Annotated in this window: 16 protein-coding genes; 6 read left to right on the plus strand and 10 right to left on the minus strand. The window is 43.0% G+C overall.

Annotation, left to right across the window (positions count from 1 at the left end; genetic code table 11):
* Positions 1–12 precede the first annotated feature (12 nt).
* From ACSYSK_RS09225 to ACSYSK_RS09250, 6 genes are read right to left on the minus strand one after another with little or no spacing between them, the layout of a single operon-like run.
* The gene (locus ACSYSK_RS09225; RefSeq protein ID WP_491714845.1) at positions 13–531 is read right to left on the minus strand and encodes a YjbQ family protein; all 519 of its coding nucleotides are present in this window, start codon (positions 529–531) and stop codon (positions 13–15) included.
* The gene (locus ACSYSK_RS09230) at positions 531–1,214 is read right to left on the minus strand and encodes a triose-phosphate isomerase (RefSeq protein ID WP_491714846.1); all 684 of its coding nucleotides are present in this window, start codon (positions 1,212–1,214) and stop codon (positions 531–533) included. Before ACSYSK_RS09230 ends, ACSYSK_RS09225 begins: the two co-directional genes overlap by 1 nt.
* A gap of 13 nt (positions 1,215–1,227) precedes the next feature.
* A complete protein-coding gene (locus tag ACSYSK_RS09235) occupies positions 1,228–2,052 on the minus strand; it encodes a class II fructose-bisphosphate aldolase (RefSeq protein WP_491714847.1) in 825 nt (274 codons plus the stop codon).
* Between the two features lie 15 nt (positions 2,053–2,067).
* Complete coding sequence (locus tag ACSYSK_RS09240; RefSeq protein ID WP_491714848.1) at positions 2,068–2,526, minus strand: PTS sugar transporter subunit IIA; 459 nt, start codon at positions 2,524–2,526, stop codon at positions 2,068–2,070.
* A 13-nt stretch (positions 2,527–2,539) separates the two neighbouring features.
* Positions 2,540–2,947, minus strand: coding sequence for a hypothetical protein (locus tag ACSYSK_RS09245; protein WP_491714849.1), 408 nt, complete (start codon positions 2,945–2,947; stop codon positions 2,540–2,542).
* Positions 2,940–4,400 carry a BglG family transcription antiterminator gene (locus tag ACSYSK_RS09250; RefSeq protein WP_491714850.1) on the minus strand — a complete coding sequence of 487 codons (1,461 nt, stop codon included), beginning with the start codon at positions 4,398–4,400 and terminating at the stop codon, positions 2,940–2,942. Before ACSYSK_RS09250 ends, ACSYSK_RS09245 begins: the two co-directional genes overlap by 8 nt.
* A 553-nt stretch (positions 4,401–4,953) precedes the next feature.
* Between ACSYSK_RS09250 and ACSYSK_RS09255 the strand changes: the two genes are divergently transcribed.
* A complete protein-coding gene (locus ACSYSK_RS09255; RefSeq protein ID WP_491714851.1) occupies positions 4,954–5,307 on the plus strand; it encodes an iron-sulfur cluster biosynthesis family protein in 354 nt (117 codons plus the stop codon).
* Between the two features lie 160 nt (positions 5,308–5,467).
* A complete protein-coding gene (locus ACSYSK_RS09260) occupies positions 5,468–6,385 on the plus strand; it encodes a magnesium transporter CorA family protein (protein ID WP_491714852.1) in 918 nt (305 codons plus the stop codon).
* Positions 6,386–6,588: 203 nt separating this feature from the next.
* Here the strand turns inward: ACSYSK_RS09260 and ACSYSK_RS09265 are convergent, their stop codons facing one another.
* The gene (locus tag ACSYSK_RS09265; RefSeq protein ID WP_491714853.1) at positions 6,589–7,740 is read right to left on the minus strand and encodes an ArgE/DapE family deacylase; all 1,152 of its coding nucleotides are present in this window, start codon (positions 7,738–7,740) and stop codon (positions 6,589–6,591) included.
* 208 nt (positions 7,741–7,948) lie between these two features.
* On the opposite strand from ACSYSK_RS09265, the gene ACSYSK_RS09270 reads away from it, so the two are divergent.
* The gene (locus ACSYSK_RS09270; protein WP_491714854.1) at positions 7,949–9,229 is read left to right on the plus strand and encodes a nucleobase:cation symporter-2 family protein; all 1,281 of its coding nucleotides are present in this window, start codon (positions 7,949–7,951) and stop codon (positions 9,227–9,229) included.
* Positions 9,230–9,637: 408 nt separating this feature from the next.
* Positions 9,638–10,483 (plus strand): YitT family protein, encoded by an 846-nt coding sequence (locus ACSYSK_RS09275; protein ID WP_491714855.1) that lies wholly within the window; start codon positions 9,638–9,640, stop codon positions 10,481–10,483.
* 28 nt (positions 10,484–10,511) lie between these two features.
* Here ACSYSK_RS09275 and ACSYSK_RS09280 read toward each other — a convergent pair whose 3' ends face one another.
* The gene (locus ACSYSK_RS09280; protein WP_491714856.1) at positions 10,512–11,228 is read right to left on the minus strand and encodes a hypothetical protein; all 717 of its coding nucleotides are present in this window, start codon (positions 11,226–11,228) and stop codon (positions 10,512–10,514) included.
* A 193-nt stretch (positions 11,229–11,421) separates the two neighbouring features.
* Between ACSYSK_RS09280 and ACSYSK_RS09285 the strand changes: the two genes are divergently transcribed.
* Together ACSYSK_RS09285 and ACSYSK_RS09290 are read left to right on the plus strand one after the other, a co-directional pair.
* The gene (locus ACSYSK_RS09285) at positions 11,422–12,267 is read left to right on the plus strand and encodes a PfkB family carbohydrate kinase (protein WP_491714857.1); all 846 of its coding nucleotides are present in this window, start codon (positions 11,422–11,424) and stop codon (positions 12,265–12,267) included.
* Positions 12,267–12,812 carry an ECF transporter S component gene (locus ACSYSK_RS09290; protein ID WP_491714858.1) on the plus strand — a complete coding sequence of 182 codons (546 nt, stop codon included), beginning with the start codon at positions 12,267–12,269 and terminating at the stop codon, positions 12,810–12,812. Before ACSYSK_RS09285 ends, ACSYSK_RS09290 begins: the two co-directional genes overlap by 1 nt.
* 69 nt (positions 12,813–12,881) lie before the next feature.
* Here ACSYSK_RS09290 and ACSYSK_RS09295 read toward each other — a convergent pair whose 3' ends face one another.
* Together ACSYSK_RS09295 and ACSYSK_RS09300 are read right to left on the minus strand one after the other, a co-directional pair.
* Positions 12,882–19,571: a mucin-binding protein gene (locus ACSYSK_RS09295; protein WP_491714859.1), complete on the minus strand. Its 6,690-nt coding sequence runs from the start codon at positions 19,569–19,571 to the stop codon at positions 12,882–12,884.
* A gap of 527 nt (positions 19,572–20,098) precedes the next feature.
* Positions 20,099–21,073: a DUF3644 domain-containing protein gene (locus tag ACSYSK_RS09300; protein ID WP_491714860.1), complete on the minus strand. Its 975-nt coding sequence runs from the start codon at positions 21,071–21,073 to the stop codon at positions 20,099–20,101.
* Positions 21,074–21,181 lie beyond the last annotated feature (108 nt).

Below are 21,181 nucleotides of genomic sequence, written 5' to 3' on the forward strand. Positions count from 1 at the left end.
TTGTTTTTAAGCTTACTCACCGACAATAATGACGTTACACTGCCGGTTCCTTGCTCGATTTTGATCCCAATCAACAAAGTATAAATATCCCACTGTGCCGGTCAGCAATGTTCCTTGTTTAATTCCAAACGTTTGATTACCACCAAATAGCGAACCTTTGATATGTGCATCGCCATTTAAAATCGTATTTTTTTCGTTGGGATAATTCGCATCTTTTTGAGATAGCTCTTCTAAAAATTTAACGTGCTGTGGCCCTGGATAACGGTAATTAGTATTTTCCGTATATTCTCGTGGAATGATTTGGTCTAAGATACGATTCAAATCGCTTTGTAAGAACTCATCACCATTAAAATCATGATCATGTACATATTCTTCAAAAATAACAGAACAAGTAGTGTGCGCAGTCTGAATAACGCAAATTCCATTTTTAATATTACTTTCTTGAACGATTTTTTTTACTTGATCAGTAATATTACAATATGTTACTCTTGCCTGCGTTTTTACTTTAACTATATCTTGGTAAACTTCCATTACATCTGTCCCTTCTTGTACTCTGCCATTGGAGTTAACATCTCCACCAACTTATCTTTCCAATTTGGTGCATTAATAATGCCGCTAGTGCCACCCGTTCCATCAGCACCTAATTTAAGAATTTGCGCAACATCCGCACCGGTTTTAACTCCTGCCGCCTCGATCACTAAAATTCGCTCGTCGATTTCCTTAACAGCTGCCAGCGTATTTGTAATGTAAGCATCATCACTAATATTTCCACTACCAATTAAACTGGTTGGTTCACAAATCATAATGTCGGGGTGAAGTTGAGCAATCGCTTTGCATTGCTCGACGGTATCACCACAGACAATACTACTAATTCCAACTTCTCTTGCACGCTTAATTGTGGCATCTAACACTCCTAGTGTTAACTGATTTTCCGCGTGATTTAAAACCACAGCTTGTACCCCTGCATTTTTCAACGCTTCGGGCAAAACGTGACCCATCCCACGTCCCAGAGTTAACGGATCCATATGTTGAGCTGTCAAAATTAAGTGCTTCGTTTGAGCAGCAATCGCAGGTAAGTCGATCAATTGCCCGGTAAACATTATGTCAATTTGATATTTTTGTGCCAAACAATCAGCAATTTGAGCCATTTTCAGTGCATCCGCACCAAATAAATACGACTTAGGATTAACCATAAAAAAAGGTTTGCGTACCATTTAATTTCCTCCATCAATAGCAATATTTGTTCGTACCAAAAACGTCATAATAGTGCTCTGCTAACTCTTGTACGCTCTTCCTTTGCGCCGCCGACAGTTCCAGTTCGGAAGTAAAATTCTGTCGGCTGACCCGCAAGGCTGCGTTTGCCAAGTCGGTAAAAATATTAACTTTGGCTATGCCTTCGTGTGCCGCACGGGCTAAATTGTCATCGCCCGAAGAAGAACCGCCGTGACAAACTAATGGTACCGACACCGCTTCTTTTAGTTGCGCGATCCGCGCAAAATTCAATTTTGGCGTGCCCTCTTGGTAAACACCGTGAGACGTGCCAACCGAAACTGCCAACGAATCTACGGCGGTCGCTTTTACAAAATCGATTGCGGCGTCCACTTCGGTGTAAACCGTGCTATCCGCGGTCGCATTTCTACCAACGTGTCCGATCTCGGCTTCGACGCTCACCCCTAAACGGTGCGCATATTCAACAACATCGCTGGTAATGCGCACATTGTCTTCGTATTTTTCCGCCGAAGCGTCGATCATCACCGAGGTAAATCCGTGTGCGGCCCCGTATTTGACCAAGTCCGGATCCATTCCGTGATCAAGGTGTAAAACTACCGGGACCTGTGCTCGTGAGCCAAAGTACTGCCCTAAAGCTACCGCATCATCGAGGGAGATCTCATCACCATGGCTTTGAGCCCACGCGATCATAACCGGCAACCCTTTATTTTGTGCCGCCGCTAACTCCGCTCGCAGTGAATTACTATCCCAAAAATTAAAATGTGGGATCGCAAAGCCGCCGCGGCGCGCTTGCGTTAAAATTTCTGTTGCAGGAACTAACATTTTACCAAACCTCCCCTAACTAAAAATATTCAACAAATCCTTCTGTTCTTTCACACCTATTACTTTTTGCATCACCTCACTATCAGAAAACATCTTCATTAAATTCTGTAACATTCCTAACTGCTCATTAGGAGATTTCAAACACAAAACAAAGATAGCCGTAACGGCAACAATTTGTTTATCATCGCCCATTTGTTTAAACTCTACCGGAACCGCAAGCGACATGAATCCTACCTGATTCGCCAATACTTTATCGGAATCTGTGTGAGGAATAGCAACTCCGATTCCACTTTCTAAAGCTAATCCCGTCGGATAGTTCTGTTCTCTTTTTAAGATAGCGGGTAAAAATTGTTCGTTTACCACTCCTTTGTCCTTTAACACGTTTGCAATTTTGGTTAATGCTTCTTGTCTATCACCTACCCTTTGGTTAATTAAAATTGCTCTTTCACTGAATAATTCCTGACCTAAATACAAAATAATCACCCCTTCATAACTGATAGATCCAATTTGCCTTTGCTATCGGAAGATCACCTCTTCTTGATTTCAACATATTTTTAAAATGGGCAAATTCATGGGTGCTTTGCTGCGGATCAACACACAAAACGATGATTTTATCCACCGCATAACATTGCTGCTCATACTGAGAAAGCCATTCTTTTTTTTCTGCTAAAAATAGATATAAAGCAAATTCATCAACGATCTTGGTACTAATCACATGTAAAATAATGGTGCTATTCCCAACATAGGTATTTCCCATCTGCTCTCTTTTATTGATTGCTCCTACAATGTATGCACGCGAAAAATCAGGATAAATTTGCTGAATGTACCCTACAGCAATCGTCAGAATATCAGCATCACTCGTTGAAAAAGCGTAGCCTTCACTTACCTTAACCATACAAAGCACTCCTAATTTTCTTTTTATCTTTTTCGTTCAACAACGCGCTAATAACGATACTTTTAGTAGTCACTTTTTGTGTTAATTTTACGGTAGTTATTATCAAATCAACTTGTGTCTTTTTTTGATATAATTTCTCATCAAATGATGACATTACTTTATCAACGATCACATTGTGAAATTCATGCTGGATTTTAACTTTCAATAACTCTGAAGTACCAACCCCGCTCGCACAAACCAGCCATACGTGATATTCGTGCTTGAGCATCTCAATATTTTTAGCGAAGTATAGCGTGATAAAACCAACCTCGTTATCTGAAATCGTATGGACTTGTAATTCATCCGATGTTTCCCGACATTTTGCTTTGATCAAATCGTATAATTCACGATATTCATATTTGATCTGCGTTAATAAATCATTTTCCACGGAAATATTATTTTCAATTCGGTTGATCATCGGACCAATATGTCTGATCAAGTCATCGTTTAAAGCGTTTTCATTAATATCTACACTAATTTGCTTTTTAACTTTGGTAATCAACGTTTTCGTATAATTTTTAACCAGCGAAGAATAAAGGTGCCCTTGCTCTGCTTTTTCGTCTTGCCCAATCATTCTTGACGAGAGGAGGTACCTAAAAAGATAATCAACCTCAAAATCAGGCATTGGTCGTACGATATACTTACTAATATTTTCAATCACCATTTTAGAAATGCGGTAAAGATCGGGATGCCGCTTAATTTCTAATGCCGAAACTGCAACTGAGTCACTGTAAACGTCACTTGAACGAGTTGATTTTTTCCTTACTCTTTGAATCAAGATATAGATATGAGAATAAATGTTAATATTATAAGGATAAGGAATTTCTGCTTGACTCAAATTTTGAATCATGTTGATTTGTTCTTGAATAAACTTGGCGTCTATTCTGGTAATTCCTGCTATTGGAACGGTCGCCGAATTTCCCTTGTCGTAGCGTAAAAAATTATTGATTGTTTCACGGATATTATCTTCTTTACCCACAACAGCCACTCGCTTGTTTTTTTGCACCAAATTTAAGTTAAAATCTTTTAGGATCAATTTGATCTTAGCTAAATCAGCATTGACGGTTGAATCGCTAATATATTCACCCTCAAATAAAAAACTGATACTTAATAACTGCGGAGAATTAAACAATAATTTCAGTAACACATTTTTCCTTCTAATTTGGGGATCAGCATCCCATAAATCAGTACGATTTGGTCGCAGCTCACCTAAATTATTAGCAATAATTCTATAGCCCTTGCCTTTTTCCGCCTTAATTAATTTTTCTTGTTGCTTATGATTGATCTTGTTGATGCGCCGATATATCGTCTTAGTAGAAACACTAAATTCTTTGGCTATTTGGACAGCACTAACATAAGTATCTTGATTATTCAAAAAATTAATTATTTCTAAATCACTTACTGTGCTCTCCATGCTCAATTCATCCTTTCTTCAATTACTAGTTTAATATTATATCTGCTTACTACATTTAATTAGCTGTCCATTTCAACGGACACCCTTTAAAAGACTAGTAATAAATTTCATTTTTTGAACCTTTTTTCATTCTTATTACTTAACAAATGTTAAATTTTGTGCTAGTATACACCCCTGAGGGCTATTAATAGTTCGCTATTCGCCTTGGGAGATAGTACTCGCTCTATATCCCAAGCGCCATACATTTTCTACATAAAAGGAACTGAGACATCTTGTCTTAGTTCCTTTTGTTTTTATCAAGCTGCGAAAGCTGGTGCTTAGCAGGTGAGGACTAGCCTAGGACAGCAATAAGTCGGGTTAGGACTTGTTGTTGTCCGTAGCTAGACACAACCTGCTGCCAGCTGGAGCGCAATTAAATCAAGCTGCGAAAGCTGGCGCCTAGCAGGCGAGGACTAGCCTAGTCTGCCAGCTTCAAGCTGCGAGGCAAGCCGTTAAAGTGTTACAATTTAAGTGGTTCATTTGCTAATAATATTAAAAGTAGGGGGAAACTAACATGTTTTTACAAATTGAATCATCAGCACAAGCTAAATTGCAACCTTATATCGACGATCACAACGCCATGATCCTGTTAAATTTTAATGACGGCGTCGGCACATACGCTAACGATGAGGCTAGTTGTACCTTAGACATCAACTTCAACCTAACTATCATCAACCAACAAAGCGATCACCATGACTTTAACACCGAGTTACCAACATCTGCGGGGTCTTTTTGGATCAAAGATTACTCTGCCGAATATCTCGATGAACAATTGAAACTCAAACTGGCGGATAATGGCACGCTGATTTTAAGCGGAGCTCACCGCGGGCTGATCATGAATAACGTACCGATAAATGATTTACGCTAAGTGAAATCATAGCGGTAGCGTGAACTATTTCACCTGACCGCTATTACATAGAGTACCAACTCTAATTCACTAACTGACGTGCTGTTTGCCTCGCTAACCAGCGCCACTTTCCGGTCTCAAAATTGTGCTTTATACTTATAATTGTACTGAAGGTGAAACTATGATCGAAGAAAAACATATTTCGCTAGGAGTTACTCTCGTCCAGACTAGCGCACTCACGGGTGAAGAGATCCTCCAGCTAAAAGAAAAATACGGCTTACAACAAGACACGATCGACTACATTACCGACCAAGATGAAAGTCCCAATTACGTCTATGACGCCGACAACGAACAACACTTATTTATCATCCAGATCCCACACGTCTTAAACCAAGAAAAATTGCGCTACATCACCCGGCCCGTTAGTTTTTTGATCAACCGAGGCCACATCTTCACCTTTAATCAAGGAGAAGAACCGTACTTCGAGCGGATCATCGAGGCCAACTTGCTCAAGTACGACCCACTCACAACGGGAACGTTGGTTTTTCGGTCGATGTTTTCTCTCATGGACCGTTACTTGCCGATCCTGCACAACATTACCCGGCAGCGTAATTTACTGGACGAAAAACTAAGTGCCAAGATCAAAAATAACGATCTGGTGGCGATCTCATACTTGCAGCAAACTCTGTCGTATTTTTCTAGTGCGATCGAGCTCAATTTGAACATGTTAAATCGCTTGCCGCGCACCAACTTTTTTATCAATGATCTGACCAACCGCGACGCCAAAACTGGGATGCTAGAAGACGTCGTGATCGAAGCGGAACAGGCCCAGCGAATCATCGAAACCGAATCTAAAATCGTGGACCGGATCTCAGACACTTTTAACACCCTAGCCAATAACAACTTAAACAACACGATGAAAATCTTAACTGTCTGGTCACTTTCTTTGAGCGTGCCCAGCGTACTGACTGGTTTTTACGGTATGAACGTCAGTTTGCCTGGTTCTCACCTCTCGTGGGCGTGGCTAGGGATCGTCTTTTTGATCGCGATCATCATCGCATTACTGCTAACAATGCTGCACGTCCGCCACAAACTGTGAATGGACATAACTAAAATGTAAAAGGACTAGCCTAGACGGTGTCAAATTGCGGTCTTAGCAATTTAACAGCGACGTAGCTAGCCGCAGAGTGCTGGCTTTTCGGAGCGCGACTAATAGAAACACTAAAAAATGGGGCTGGAACAAAACAGAGTTTTGTCTCAGTCCCTATTTGAGTTCCATCTTTATCGAGCGCAACCAAAAAACTACTTCTGCGCAAAAAACGCGGTGATCAGTTCCTTGTAAAAAACTACCGCCTGTAAGAAGACTTCGATGTCGATATTTTCGTCACTTTGGTGTTCCGTTTCATTTCCCGGGCCGACCTGAATGATCGCGAAGTCTCCCTTGGCGTGCAAAAATTCCGAGCCGTCACTAGCACCAGTTTTCCCGACCGCTTTTAGCGGCGTACCGTACATTTTCTCGTGCACTTCTTGGGCCAATTTGACCAACGGCGCCTGTGCGTCTCCAGCCACCGCTTCTTCCGGAAAACTATATTCAATGCTTAAATCATAGTCCGGCTGCCGGTTCAAACGCGCTACCAAATCGTCTAGCGCCGCAAAGACCACTTTGTTGGGATAGGCCGGGATCGTGCGGATATTTCCCCTGATAAAAGCCCTAGCTGGCACACTATTGACCTGCTCACCGGCGTGAAACACACTTTGAACGTGAGTCAATTTGCCCAAAACGGGATCGACTTGGTCGAATTTTTGCATTACTTGTTTGACCTGCACGGCAAAATCAACCAGATGATCGAGTGCATTGATTCCTTGTTCCGGCGTCGAGCTGTGCACCGCCTTACCCTGTGCGGTTACGGTGTAGTCGATCACGCCCTTGGAAGAAACGCCGACCTCATTCATTTCATTTCCCGGCTCGGCGATCACCAACCCCGCTAAATCATCGGCATACCCCGCCTTAGTCAGCTGCGCGGCGCCGTACTCACCAGTTTCTTCGCCGACCGTCGCCAACAGACGGATCTTGCCAGGGACATCCTCTTTTTCCAAAAATTCCAACATCGTGATCAGCAGCGCCGCTAAGCCGCCCTTCATGTCCGTTGCACCCCGGCCGTATAATTTGCCATCTTGGATTCGTGCCTGAAACGGATCGCCGTGCCAATCTTTGACGTCATCAGCGGCGACCACGTCTTCGTGCCCCGACAATCCCAGCATTTTTTCTCCCGCACCGATAGTAACTACCAGATTATCCCTGCCCGGCGCGTAGGTAACGCGTTTGATAGCTACCTTTTTACCGTACGGTGCAAATAGTGAAGTTATGTAGTCCGCGACTTGGCTTTCATTGCCGTTGACTGAGCGGATCGCGATCAATTGGGCCAAAATTTCCAGCTTGCGTTTACGTTCCATTGTCTTCCTCCTACTTATTATTAACCCCAGTATAAATTTCACCCTAATATTCGTCAATGTCACTAGTAGTGGTACTTATTTTTACTAAAATTTCCGGCCATTCAAATTAATCTTCACCATTTAGTTCGTAATTTAATTGATTAAAGAAAGTTAAAGTGTTAAATTAATCATCAATAAGATGTAAATACGAATTATAAGGAGGAAAGTCATGAATAATGTCCAGCATTCTGTCCTGAAAAATTTATTATTAGGGTTACAGCATTTACTAGCGATGTATTCCGGTGACATCCTCGTGCCGTTGCTGATCGGCGGCGCGTTACGCTTTAATAGCGCACAGATGACGTACCTGGTCGCAACCGACATCTTGATGTGCGGGGTCGCGACTTGGCTCCAGTTAAAGAAAACACCGTGGACTGGCATCGGGCTTCCCGTTGTCCTAGGTTGTGCCGTCGAATACGTGGCTCCACTCCAAATGATCGGCAAAAACTACGGCTGGGTCTATATGTACGGCGGGATCTTAGCGGCCGGGGTCTTCATCTTTTTAATCGCGGGATTATTCGCCAAACTACGGCGCTTCTTTCCTCCCGTCGTGACCGGCTCGTTGATCACCTTGATCGGACTGACCTTAATTCCCGTTGCCTTACAAAATTTGGGTGGCGGCGACACGACCGCTAAAAATTACGGCACGCCGCTAAATTTAGCATTAGGATTCGGCACCGCGCTGGTGATCGTCGCCGTCAACATCTGGGGCAGAGGATTTTTGCGTCAGATCGCCGTGCTGATTGGAATCCTGTGTGGCACCTTGGCAGCTATTTTATTAGGCCAGGTCGGTTTTGCCCCCGTCAGTCAAGCACACTGGTTTCAGGTGCCACTTCCTTTTTACTTTGGTGTCCCCCATTTTGAATGGTCGGCGATCCTCACGATGCTGCTGGCCGCGGTCACGTGTATGATCGAGTCGACCGGCGTTTATTTTGCGTTGGCTGACGTGACCGGACAATGTCTCAGCGAAGACGACCTCAAGCGCGGTTACCGGGCAGAAGGCTTAGCGGCTGTCTTAGGTGGGATCTTCAATACTTTTCCCTACTCAACTTTTTCCCAAAACGTCGGGATCGTTTCCCTGTCGGGTATCACCAAATTACGGCCCGTGTATTATTCAGCTACTCTACTGATTATTTTAGGCTTGATCCCTAAATTTGGCGCCTTAGCGACTCTAATCCCTTCCTCCGTTTTGGGGGGAGCCATGTTAGTAATGTTCGGTATGGTAGCCGCGCAAGGAATCAAAATTTTAACCAACGTAGAACTCAATTCACGCAACCTGTTGATCATCGCGGTCTCATTAGGGGTGGGCTTAGGTGTCACTACTCAGCCGCAATTGCTGCAATTTTTACCCCAGCAAGTCCAAACGATCCTAGGAAACGGCATGGTGGTCGGCAGCTTTACGGCGGTAATACTAAATTTAATACCACAAGCGGCGAAGCAGACCGCTTAGTAGTCGTGGACTAAGTGGCACTAAATGACAAATCCTGCGCTTGGATTTGTTGTTTAGTGTCCTTAGGACCTAGACTGCTGGTCTGCGCAGCGCAATTAAATCAAGCGGTGGAGCAACGCGTTTAACAGGCGAGGACTAGCTAAAAACAAACCATATATAAAAGGGGCCAAGACAAAAGTATTTTTTGTCCCGGTCCCATTTTTAGTTTCTGTAAAGTACATAGACTGATCGTGCTCCAAAAAGCAGCAGTTTGCGCCTAGCTACGTTTTAAAATAAAACCAAAGTTCGAGTTTTACTTTAAAACTAGGCTAGTGCTCGCCTGCTAAGCACTTTTTGTCCCAACTTCTTATTAATTTACTCATATTCTAGGTTATAATAGGCTTACTGCAACCCAAAGGAGAATTGGTCATGAAATCAACTAAACTAACTTTACTGCGCAATTGCCTACTGATCATCGGTGGTGCTTTTATCTACTCGATCGCCGTCACCGATTTTTTACTCCCCCATCATATCGGCGAAGGCGGGGTGACCGGCTTGACTGCGATTGGCTTTTACACTTTACATATTGCACCAGCACTAACCAATTTCGTCTTAAACGGCATCCTGTTGCTGATCGGACTCAAAACTTTAGACCGGCAAACTATCTTATATTCACTATGGTGCGTAGCGTGGATCTCGCTTTTTCTCAAAATTCCGCCACTGATCAATTACCACACACACCAAACGATCATCGCCGCTTTAGTGGCCGGTGCATTGATGGGCATCGCGGTCGGTATTATCTACCAGGCACACGGTACGATCGCCGGGAGCACGATCATCGCTTCGATCGCCAATAAATATTTAGGCATCCCAACGGGGTCAGCGATGTTAGCCTGTGACCTGCTAGTCGCCATCCCTTCCGGTTTTATCATCGGCCTAGAAAATATGTTTTTAACCGTGATCGAACTGGTGATCTCCGCCATTATTTTAAACGTCTATAATGATTTGTTCGGCCTGAAATATTCCATCAAGATCATTACGACTAACGTTGACGAAATGACCGCCACCCTGTCGCACAAATTACAGCAAGGGATCACGATGATCCACACGCACGGCTATTACAGCGGACAACAGCGTCCGATGATCTACATTATTTGCACGGCCAAACAAGCCAAACAGTTGTTCCCCCTGATAGAACAACTCGATGCCAAAGCCCTGATCGTAATTGAAAAAGTCCACAGCGTCGCGGGCAACGAATTAAGCCTGCTCAAATAAATGCGGTGCGTATAAAGCCTAGAACTTGCTACTTAGTATTTTCTTGTGTTCTGTCCGTCGGGTACTGCGCATCTTTTTGTTGTTGTGCCAGCTGTTTTGTTTGGTAATAGTGCGCTTGGGCCCAGACTTCTGCTCCCTGCGCCTGCGTCAAAACTGGAACTTGGGTGCCGTTGACGTCTTCGTTGAGTACGTAAAAATACGTGCCGTCACCCGCACTTTGGTACCAGCCACGAAGGTCTATTACTCGGGTGCGCTGGTCTTTTTGACCGAAAAAGCCGGCTGGAGCTTTGATCTCACTTTGGGCTACCCAATTATCGGCCCGTTTTTGTTGCTGGTCGTTAAGCTGGCCGGCATTATTTAACGCGTCGCGGTCCTCGCTAGTACGAACTTGACCGTCATAAGCGAACCTATCTTGTCCGTCCATGCTCCACCGGTTACCGCTAAAAGAAATCGCCTTGATACTTTGGGTGTCGGGATCATAACCGTACCATGTTCCCTGCATATTAGCGGGAAAATTCACTTTTTTAAAACCGTCATCAGCGGTAATGTTGGCTGCTTGCGTCCCGCTCAACGATGAACTACTGTCATTGTTCATACCCGTCTGAGCAGTTGGGGCTTTCCTGCCCGCTGTTTGCTTAGTCGTTTTAGGTGCGGTCGCGGTTGGCTTGGCGTTGTTGGACGAACAGCCCGCTAGTAGTGCCGCTGTCCCTACTAAAGTAATTAATAACTGATATTTTTTTTGCATTTGGTAACCTTCTTAGATTAATTTACAATGATCGTATTAAGAATACATTTTTTAAAATTTAAAAGCAATTATCTCTGTTAAATTAAAGACCATGTTATACTATTTTCAAGCTGCGCGATAAAACGGTTAGTAGTCGTGGACTAAAAGCACGGCTATTTTTAATTTACACTTACTAACAAAGAAGGTGTTTCACGTGAAACTAGATGTTTTACTCAGTCAGGACCTTTCCTGCACCGGGCAAGTCTCGCTAACGGCCGCGCTCCCTTTGCTCAGCGCCAGCGGCTTAGACGTCAGCGTGTTGCCCACCGCCTTACTATCGACTCACACCGGAGGCTTTGGCGCTAATACCAATTTGGATTTGAGCGACCAACTCCCGCACATTGCGTCCCACTGGCAACAGTTAGAACTACAATTTCGGGCATTGTATCTCGGTTATTTAGGCACTAACGCCCTTAACCAGTGGCAAAAATTACTGCCGCAATTCGTCACGAACGGCACCTTATTTTTACTCGACCCCGTGTTCGGTGACAATGGCCGGCTTTATCGCGGGTTTAACCGTCATTACGTCGCGGCTCTGCGAGCAATTTTACCAGCCGCCACGCTGATCACGCCTAACTTAACGGAAGCTAGTTTATTGTTAGATAAACCCGCACTACTGAAACAGGGAATTGCCGGCGCGCACACTGCCATCCAACAATTAGCCACGCGGTTTAGCCTACAACAAATCGTTATCACCGGGATCACGAGCGCAGATCAAGTCAGTGTCGTTGGAACCAGCGACGGTGCAGCTAATATCTGGCGTGTCAGTCGTCCCCGGTTAGCCGGTAATTTCTTTGGCACGGGCGATCTCTTTGCCGCCGCGTTACTAGCCGGATTGCTGCATCAGTGTTCGTTAAAAACGGCGACGCAAGCGGCAATGACTCTGGTTGCTACCGCGATCAAGCAACGCGCCCCTGACCGTGATCCGCGTTTAGGCGTTAATTACGCCGGCGCGCTACCAGCTTTTATCGCCGCGATTACCAACAAGGAGGAGAAATAATGCGTTCTGAAAAAAATTCGTTACGTGCTCTAGTTTTGACCGGGCTGTTTGCAGCTATCATCTATATTGGGATCTCACTTTTGCGCATCCCGATCCCCGCCATGGTCGGCCGGCCTTTCATCCATTTCGGCAACACCCTGACTGCCGTCGCCATTTTATTTTTAGGACTACGCAACGGCATGATCGCCGGGATCATCGGCCTGGGAGGCTTTGACATTCTCAACGGCTACGCGGCCACGTCTTGGCTAACAATGCTCGAAGTCGTAGTCGTCGCTTGCGTCATCACGGGAGTTTTTAAACTTTTTCATTATCAAGATAGTAAAAAAGCCATTATTATCATTGCTATTATCGCGGGTGCCACCAAAATCGTCACCACCTACTGCGTTTCGATCGTCGAAGCATTGATGGCGGGCACAGTCTTTAAGGCCGCGCTGGTCGCTTCGTTTTTGAGCCTCCCGGCAACGGTGGTCAATTCACTTTCAACAGCCATCATCACCCCGATTTTATACTTCGCCATTCGCAAGATTTTTAATTTAAAAAAATAAACAAAAAAGCCGCAACGAAAAATTCTCGTTGCGACTTTTTTGCGTCTCGCTATTTAATTAGCAGTGTTTTTAATCCTGACGCCGTTTCTTGATCCCGAGTCCAAACAGGCTCAAAGCTAATCCAACTAACGTCCAGCCTAAAGCTGCCGTCTTCTTAGCTTGTTGCGTGTTAGCACCCGTTTCTGGCAATTTGTTGTTAGCGTTAGCAGCATTCGGATCTGCCTGACCATTGCCTAAAGTACCGTTCGGCCCGGCCATCCCGGCGCCGTTACCTACGCCTGAAGCACCATCTGCTGGCCCAGACATTCCGGCGCCATTACCCGCGTCTGAGGTACCATCTGCTGGCCCCACGCCATTATTGCCTTGACCCGGAGCACCTTGTGCGTTGCGGTAGTTAATGACCACCATTTCGTTAGCCCCGGCTTTGGCAGGAGCTGCGGCCACGCTTGCTTGACTAGGATCAACGTAACCTAGTGCCGCCAAATCTGGTGCATCGACTGCTGGGAAGCTCTTAGTACCATCGACTTTGTTCCACGCTTCTTCCAGTGACTGCGCATCGATCTGGCCATCACCGTCGGTATCGTAGCCTAACAACGTGCCATCCGTTAGTTCGATGACCGCGCGAATCTGATAATCGACCGTTTGCACGATTGGGTCACGTAAATCATGGCCTTGTCCGTCTTGGAAACGAATCGTACGGCTAGCCTGTTTGTGCAGATCACTTTGCGCCGTTCCTTGCGGCCATGTCGGACCGTTTGGCTGGCTTGGATCGATCGGCTGTCCCGGCACGATATTGTCGTCACCATCGACAATGATCACGTTACCGTCACTGTCCGGTGGTGCTACAACATTATCCTTTGTGTACACGATGTTCACAGGTGAGTTAGCTTGAGTCAACATAGCTGGTGTCATTGGTGTTTGCAGCTGGTCCGGAGTATATCCTGGAATATCTGGTACCGATTCACTAGCAAAATTTTGAATTCCATTGAGTGCCGCCAATGCAGTAATCCGGTCATCCGTATCAGGAATTCCATCTCCGTCAACATCATAACCAACAAAAGTACCATTTGTTTTATCAACAACTCCTGTTAACTGATAAGTTACGGTTTGTGTTGTAGTATTTAGTAATCGATTACCACTTTCATCCACATAATTAACCCTACGCCAAACTGGTACTGTTAAATTATTCGGGGTTGCTTGTAATGGATAGTTATAAATTGACCCCGGGATAAGACCTGTTGCCCCGCCAGTCGTAGAAACTAAATTTGCTGGATTAAAGTACAAAATTTGATCGAATACAGCCACCTTATTAGGATCTGCACTCTTCTTAACACTACTAAATTTAGAAGGTACATACCCTGGTATATCTGGCGCTGGAACTTCCGCGAAGTCTTGGGCCTCAATTTTATTCAGAGCCTCATCTCTTGTTTTAGCATCCTGATCATCAATTACACCATCATTATTCAAGTCGTAACCTAAAAACATTCCATTAAAACTATCAAACAATGCGATGAAATAGTACGTATGAGCCTGAGTCATCGGAGTAGCAATTGAATTACCATCTGTATCACGATAATAAATCGTCCGCGTAACCGTCTGTTGTAAATTATCCGGAGTAGCTTGCCGTGACCATGTCGGTTTCGTAGGATTTGTTGATGATTCAATCGGCGCATTAGTGTGATAATTATCACCAGCCGTAGCCGCAATAACAGCATGTTGTTGACCATCAACGGTTATTGGACTTGGTATAGCTACTTGATAATACTTCACAGTGATCACATCATCTTTTGTAGCCGGGCAAGTATCAATTGCTGCTAACTGAGGATCAGGAAAATAGGTGTTAGTTCCCACTTTGACAGGTGTTAATACTTGACCTTGGAAGTACTGTAAGTGCATAGCCTTAATAGCAGCTTCTTTATCCTGAGTATCTGCTTCGCCATCACCATTCGTATCATAACCTAAAAATTCACCAGTTGCTGTATCAACTATACCAGTCAAATCATAATCGACACTTTGCTGAGTATCAGCAACACCTATTGAATTACCCACTTCATCCGTGTGCTTTACAGTTTGGGTATAGGTAACTCGTAAATTATCTCCTGTCACTTCTACAGGATAATTAGCACTGCCTCCAGGAATCGGCGTACTTGTTGTTAAATTATTTGATCCTGTAACTGCTTCTTGTCCTGTTTGTGGATTCTTAGCATAACGCACAATCACTAAATTACCATTAGTCAACGTGTTGGCAAGTTGTTTTTCTACCTTAGCCTGATCCGGTGTATAGTCGGCTATATTAGGAACAGTTGAATTACTTGGCGTAGTTGGTGAAATGGCTTCAGCAAAATAATCAGCTCCATCAATAGCTTGAAGTGCGGCATCTCGATCCTTAGTATCCTCTACTCCATCACGGTTGGTATCATAACCTAAGAAATGCCCTGTCTTACGATCAACAATGGCTACCAAATTATAAGTGACTTCCTGATTGTTTTCATCAGCTAGTTTATTACCCTGATGGTCTAAATAGCGAATAGCACGACGATAAGTTTCCTGCAAATTCTTAATTTCTTCCGGCCAAACCGCGTCGTCAGGAGCTCCTGGAATATGGTCTCCAACTGTATAATGATTATCAGCAAGTACGGGGATCTGTGCTAACCCCGAATTATCGTCAGGTGAGTAGGTAACATACTCCGTTATCTGATCACCAACATGAGCAACAGACTCGTCTATCTGTGGCCTATTAGGGGCATTATAGCCGCGATCACGCCAGTTAGGAGAAACAACCTCGGTAAAAGATTTTGGATCAGTTGTAGCCGCTTTAGTAAAAGCAGCGTCCCGAGCGTTAGCGTTAGTAACAGTAAAAAATTCATCATTTGTATCTTCAATAGTACCATTGTGATTTGCATCATAACCATAACCAATAAAAGCACCCGTATTTTTATTCACCAAAGCCACGATATTATAATCTACCTTCTGTTCGACCGGTTCACCGATCCAACTACCCTCACGGTTACGATAGACGATCTTCCGGGTAGCGGTACTGGTTAAATTATCCTTATCTACTTCATCAGGGTATGGGCTATTACTACCTACAATTCCAGAACCCGGCGTGATATTATCACTAGCAGAAACCACTTCAACATCCGTACTTGTGTGCCCTGTAATATTAATTGTCGTCGGTTTTAGTTGATACGTTACAGTAATTTCTATCGGCTGATCTGTATCAGCGATAGTCATTGGTACTACCGTAATATCAGGATCATAATATTTGATATTATTATATTCTAATTCAGGAGGTGAAACTACCGTCGCGTTCATTCCATTATTATCCTGATAAATCTGACTCTTATTCATCATTTCCCAAGCAACAGCTAAATCAGTTGTATCAACCTGTCCGCTACCGTCTATACTATAGCCAATCAATGCACCGGTATTTTGATTAACAAGTGCAGTTAAATCATAGGTAACTGTTTGAACTTTATCATTTTGGAGTTGGTGCTCAGCTCCATCATTATAAACATAGTGAATGGTTCGGGTTACAGCCTTTCGCAAATCATTCTGAGTGACACCATTTGGATATTTCGCATCATGTGGCAAACCTATTGAATCACCTGCACTTACATTCATATCCGGTGTAACAAAGACTACATTATTAGTATCAATTGGATCATAATAAACATAAACATCTGTGTTAGGATCATCATCTGGTTTTGCTAGTTGCTGTTGGACCGCACGCTGCATGTAATCAACCACATAGTGTTGTACAGTCGGTGAATTAACTTCTTTGAAACTTTCACCGTTAGCACCTGGGATCCAAGCAGTGTCTTTATCCCCTACACTAGCTATCCCATCGCCATTAGTATCGTCCGGTTTGCCATCACCATCAGTATCATAACCAATGATCTGGCCACTTTCCTTATCAACGATTGCTACCAAATTAAAGGTAACATCTTCAGAAACCGGCGATAAACCTAATGATGAGTTATCTCGACTAACATAATGAATAGTCCGAGTCACAGTCTTCGTTAAATCCTGATTGGTTAATCCAGATGGCCAGTTAGCATTTGTCGTTGACCCCGGAATAGCCCTTCCTTCACTAACGGAAGTACTACTACCGTCTCCTGTAACAACCTGTCCTGAACTATTAACAATTACCGGTACAGTTTGGCTCATATTCAATCTATTATACTCAACTACTACCGTCTTGTTAGGAGAATTGTATAAAACATTCTCAGAACTAACATCAGTAGTTCCTGTATTATTTCCATTACCATCATCAGTAACGTGAGGATCAGTATACCCCTTACCAGATAGATCAGGGGAAGGAACTGCTTCCCAGGTTTGTCCATCATCAGGTACCCAAGCTTGATCACCATCAGTGGTATCAACTACTCCATCACCATTAGTGTCATAACCAATGATACGTGGCAGATTTCCATCACCATATTCTACTAATGCCGTGCGATGATATGTGACTTCTTGCGTTAATCTCCCAAATGTTGCACCTTGATTATTCCTATACTCAATTGTACGGGTAACAACCTTTGTCAGACTATCCTTATCAGTCCCCGCTGGCCAGTTAATCCCAGCTGGTGCCCCAGGAAATGGATTTCCAGGATCTCCTGGTCTTTGCGCGTTAACGGGAATGATACTACCGGCTTTTTGATAAGTAATAATAATATTCAAGTCTCCATCTGGAATATTATCATACGTTACATTGCCACTTTGATCAGTATTTTTATACTTAAGCACACCATCTGTTGGATCTACGGCAATAGTTTGAGATTGTGCTACCTGATATTGACTAGCATTGATCCATTTATCAGCACGTAAATCCGGTGAAACCACTGCATCAAATGTATTTTCATCATTAAGCGCCACCCAAGCGGAATTTTTGTCATCTTTATTAACAGCGCCATCACCATTAGCATCATCCGGACGTCCATCACCATTTAAACTATAGCCGACAATTTGACCTGTCTTTTTGTTAACAACTGCTACTAAATTATAAGTAATAGTTTGCCCGACCGGATCAGCAACTTGCTCATTATGATTATCTTTATTAACATACCTAATAGTCTGAGTGATGGTTCGTTGCAAAGATGCTTTATCCGTACCTACAGGCCATACAACTCCGGCATTAGCCCCCGGAATTTGTTGTCCAGGGGTACCAGGATTAGCAGCAGTAGCCAAAATTAAATCATGAGAATCAGGAATAGGTTCATACACGTAAGTTAACGTCTGATCCTGGGTACCTAAAAAACCACTTTCACTAGTAGGTCGTTCTACCAATTGGTAACCTGGGATGTCAGCAGGGGTTGTACTAAAAGTACCATTCACAACGGCACCACTCTGACCATATTGAACAGCCTGTTTAGTTAGTTCATTACCATTTTGATCCACATATTTAACGTTAATCGACGGTGCCTGCGTATAAGTAAAACTATCAATTCTAAATTGTTGTAAATTGGTGTTCCACCCCGTCGAAGCCGCCATCATCAATGAATACGGGTTTTTAGCTTGATCGTTACTTAACGTTTTAGTCCAAGTCATTAAAGTCCCATCATTATCAAATGTAATCGTTAAAATATGACTAGTTCCATCATAATCAACATTAAATGCGTGCATCTGATTATTGAGGTTATTACCACTAATACCTTGTACCCCATTTTGGCCCATGACAACTTGTCCGCTAGAATCCTTATCTAACGAAGCCCACCAACGATCAAAACTAGCAGGGTTACCCTTACTATCCTTACCCGCAACTTGCTGATAGCTGGTAGTCAAGAAACCACCAAACGGATCTAAATTATATAGATAACCGCCAGAAACGTAAGTCGGATCTTCTTCCCAGCCAAATTGAGTCGTCGCGTCATCGCTAGTCTCATCGGGATCTGATCTATCATTATGAAAGGTATCAAGTTTGAAACCGACGGCGTTCATCAACCCACCGATCCCGAGGTTACCGCCGAACTCACCGACATCGTCGGCATTACCGGTATGCAAGGCAAAGCCGATCCCATCAGCACCGCCCCACGAACTAGTTTTATTACCCAGATTGACGGAACCATGTAAACTAAAATCTGCGCCCATACTGATTTTATGTTTCAGCGTAAAACTACCAACCTGATTTCGTTCGTCAGGCGTGAAAGTTATGATACCAGTATTTTGATCGTAAGTCGCCGAACCATCTAACTCAAAGAAATCCAAGAAGTTATTTTTATCAACATCCTTAACCCCTGCCTCATCAGCAATATCCCTAAACGAAATCTGTTGTTGCTGCGGTTGTTGCGGATTTTGGCGCAGTAGCCATGAATTGTCCGCACCAAACGTGCTGAGCCGCGGCTGTGTTGCTTGCGGCAGCTCTTGTTGTGGCTGTGCTACCTGTTGTTGCTCGTTTGGTGCCACCGTTTGGTCCGGCTGTGTCACTGTTTGTTCTGGTTGTGTTGCCGCAGACTGTGCGGTCGTCGCAGCCGGAGTTTGCTCCGGTGCAGCCGGCTGCGTGGTAGTTGTTGCTTGGGCGTCAGTTGCTTGTGGTGTTTCTGGCGTCGTGTCCGTTTGCGTCGGCGCCGGAGCTGCGCGAGTTTGCGGCGGTGCGACTTGTTCGGTTTGTTGCTGTTCAGTGGTTTCATCTGCATGTACGTTAGTCGTCTGCAGCATCACGCCTCCAGCAAAAAACGCCACCGTCGCCATGGCCGCAAAGACCCAGCGCTTGCCGGCTTTGTACATTTTGTAATGTAACTTTCTTTCTCCGTATGGCATTGAATTACCTCCCACCATTAACTCTGCCAACTACATTAATAAGAAAAAACTTATATGACTAACCACCTTTATCATAGTCGTAAATTGCCAATTAGTAAACGATTCCAGGTTATTAATTTTTTAAAATAAACGGCGCAAACTCGCGGTCAACCTGTTATCCAGCAACAGGTTGACTTTGTCTTGTGTGGAAGCAGTGAGCGCGTCGTTAAAAGTCATATTTTCTTTGCAGCACTACTAAAATTCCGGAAACGAACGTCAAAACCGCCAAGCCTAACTACCAGCTCCCACTCACGACAAAAAAGCCGAGACGAATTTTGTCTCAGCCCATTAAGTCAAATTGATCGTATCAATGTACAAACTATTTCAAATGTACTCTAACAGATTTATATAAAAAATAGTTTAGCAAAATCATTTACATATAAAATGTATTAAGTATAATAGTAATTAGATAACTTGAGAAGGATAAACGCTGGGTCCCATAATGGGGTAAGTGCATTAACGCACTGAGCATTCCTATGTGCCTGGGGTTATCTATTTTTTTGGGATTTTTCGAGACTTTTTACAAAATTATAGGGATCTTTTTTTATTTCGTTGACTATAAATTCGATAAACTCCTGTGAATACGTATAACTATTTTGATTACCAATAACATGCATATAAGAATATTTTCTATTGTTCTTAACATCATAAAACTCAATTATTAGGTTCAAAACATAGCGGTTAAATCCCTTTTCATAATCTATAGTGATATTCTTTTTCTTCAGCCGTTCGCTCACAACGGTAACAACATTGTTGTAAGAATATTTATGAGTATCAGATGGATCTTTTAATTCTTTGATGATAGCTGCATGGTTCTTTGAATTTTTATCGATTGCTATCGAAAAATCGGCCTCGTCTTTTTTCTTAGTGATACGTAAATTTTGTCTAATATTGATTGCAAATTTATCAGAGTTATATTCTTTACTCAAAACATCAATTTCATTAGCCTGTTTAATAAATTTTTCGGCAATTTCCGGTGGATATTTTAATTTTATTTGTTCGTTGGTTAGTGGTTCATAACTTGCTGCTATAGTTAAAAAATTTTGTGGGATATATTCTGTAATATCAACCTTATGAAACCTCATGATTTGTTCGATAAAATTTAACACACAAGCTTGGAATAAGGGAACATACTTAGCTTCATAATCTTCGGTTATAAAGTGAGTACTAATATTTCTTAAATCGATTATTTTTTCTAAGTTTATCCTGAGCTTAGTGTTTTTATCAGGATATATTTTTCTTACAACTTCTACAAGACTTAGAGTTCTATCAGGACTATCTTTATAATAGATACTATCTCCTTGATTAAGCATTCTAGCTTTCAACATCAATTCCCAAGCATTACATATAAAAAAACTGAACCCTTCAATTCGATATTTGATCGTAGGTTTATTGTAAATTTCAATTCCCACGATAAAAGCTTCAATACTTTTATCCACTAGTCTTTTTACAGTATTTTCCATATTTTTCTCCTTAAATACTACTACATCAACAACTTATGAATCAGTAATTGCAACAACTAAACTTTAATACTCCCTTTTTTAACATTAAACTACTTTGTAACACCCTAT

Source organism: Ligilactobacillus sp. ESL1201, assembly GCF_058503265.1.

Coding starts and splice junctions, on each gene's coding strand:
- ACSYSK_RS09255 (WP_491714851.1), top strand. CDS start 4,954: ATGTTTTTACAAATTGAATCATCAGCACAAGCTAAATTGCAACCTTAT.
- ACSYSK_RS09235 (WP_491714847.1), bottom strand. CDS start 2,052: ATGTTAGTTCCTGCAACAGAAATTTTAACGCAAGCGCGCCGCGGCGGC.
- ACSYSK_RS09270 (WP_491714854.1), top strand. CDS start 7,949: ATGAATAATGTCCAGCATTCTGTCCTGAAAAATTTATTATTAGGGTTA.
- ACSYSK_RS09300 (WP_491714860.1), bottom strand. CDS start 21,073: ATGGAAAATACTGTAAAAAGACTAGTGGATAAAAGTATTGAAGCTTTT.
- ACSYSK_RS09260 (WP_491714852.1), top strand. CDS start 5,468: ATGATCGAAGAAAAACATATTTCGCTAGGAGTTACTCTCGTCCAGACT.
- ACSYSK_RS09295 (WP_491714859.1), bottom strand. CDS start 19,571: ATGCCATACGGAGAAAGAAAGTTACATTACAAAATGTACAAAGCCGGC.
- ACSYSK_RS09275 (WP_491714855.1), top strand. CDS start 9,638: ATGAAATCAACTAAACTAACTTTACTGCGCAATTGCCTACTGATCATC.
- ACSYSK_RS09265 (WP_491714853.1), bottom strand. CDS start 7,740: ATGGAACGTAAACGCAAGCTGGAAATTTTGGCCCAATTGATCGCGATC.
- ACSYSK_RS09250 (WP_491714850.1), bottom strand. CDS start 4,400: ATGGAGAGCACAGTAAGTGATTTAGAAATAATTAATTTTTTGAATAAT.
- ACSYSK_RS09280 (WP_491714856.1), bottom strand. CDS start 11,228: ATGCAAAAAAAATATCAGTTATTAATTACTTTAGTAGGGACAGCGGCA.
- ACSYSK_RS09225 (WP_491714845.1), bottom strand. CDS start 531: ATGGAAGTTTACCAAGATATAGTTAAAGTAAAAACGCAGGCAAGAGTA.
- ACSYSK_RS09230 (WP_491714846.1), bottom strand. CDS start 1,214: ATGGTACGCAAACCTTTTTTTATGGTTAATCCTAAGTCGTATTTATTT.
- ACSYSK_RS09290 (WP_491714858.1), top strand. CDS start 12,267: ATGCGTTCTGAAAAAAATTCGTTACGTGCTCTAGTTTTGACCGGGCTG.
- ACSYSK_RS09245 (WP_491714849.1), bottom strand. CDS start 2,947: ATGGTTAAGGTAAGTGAAGGCTACGCTTTTTCAACGAGTGATGCTGAT.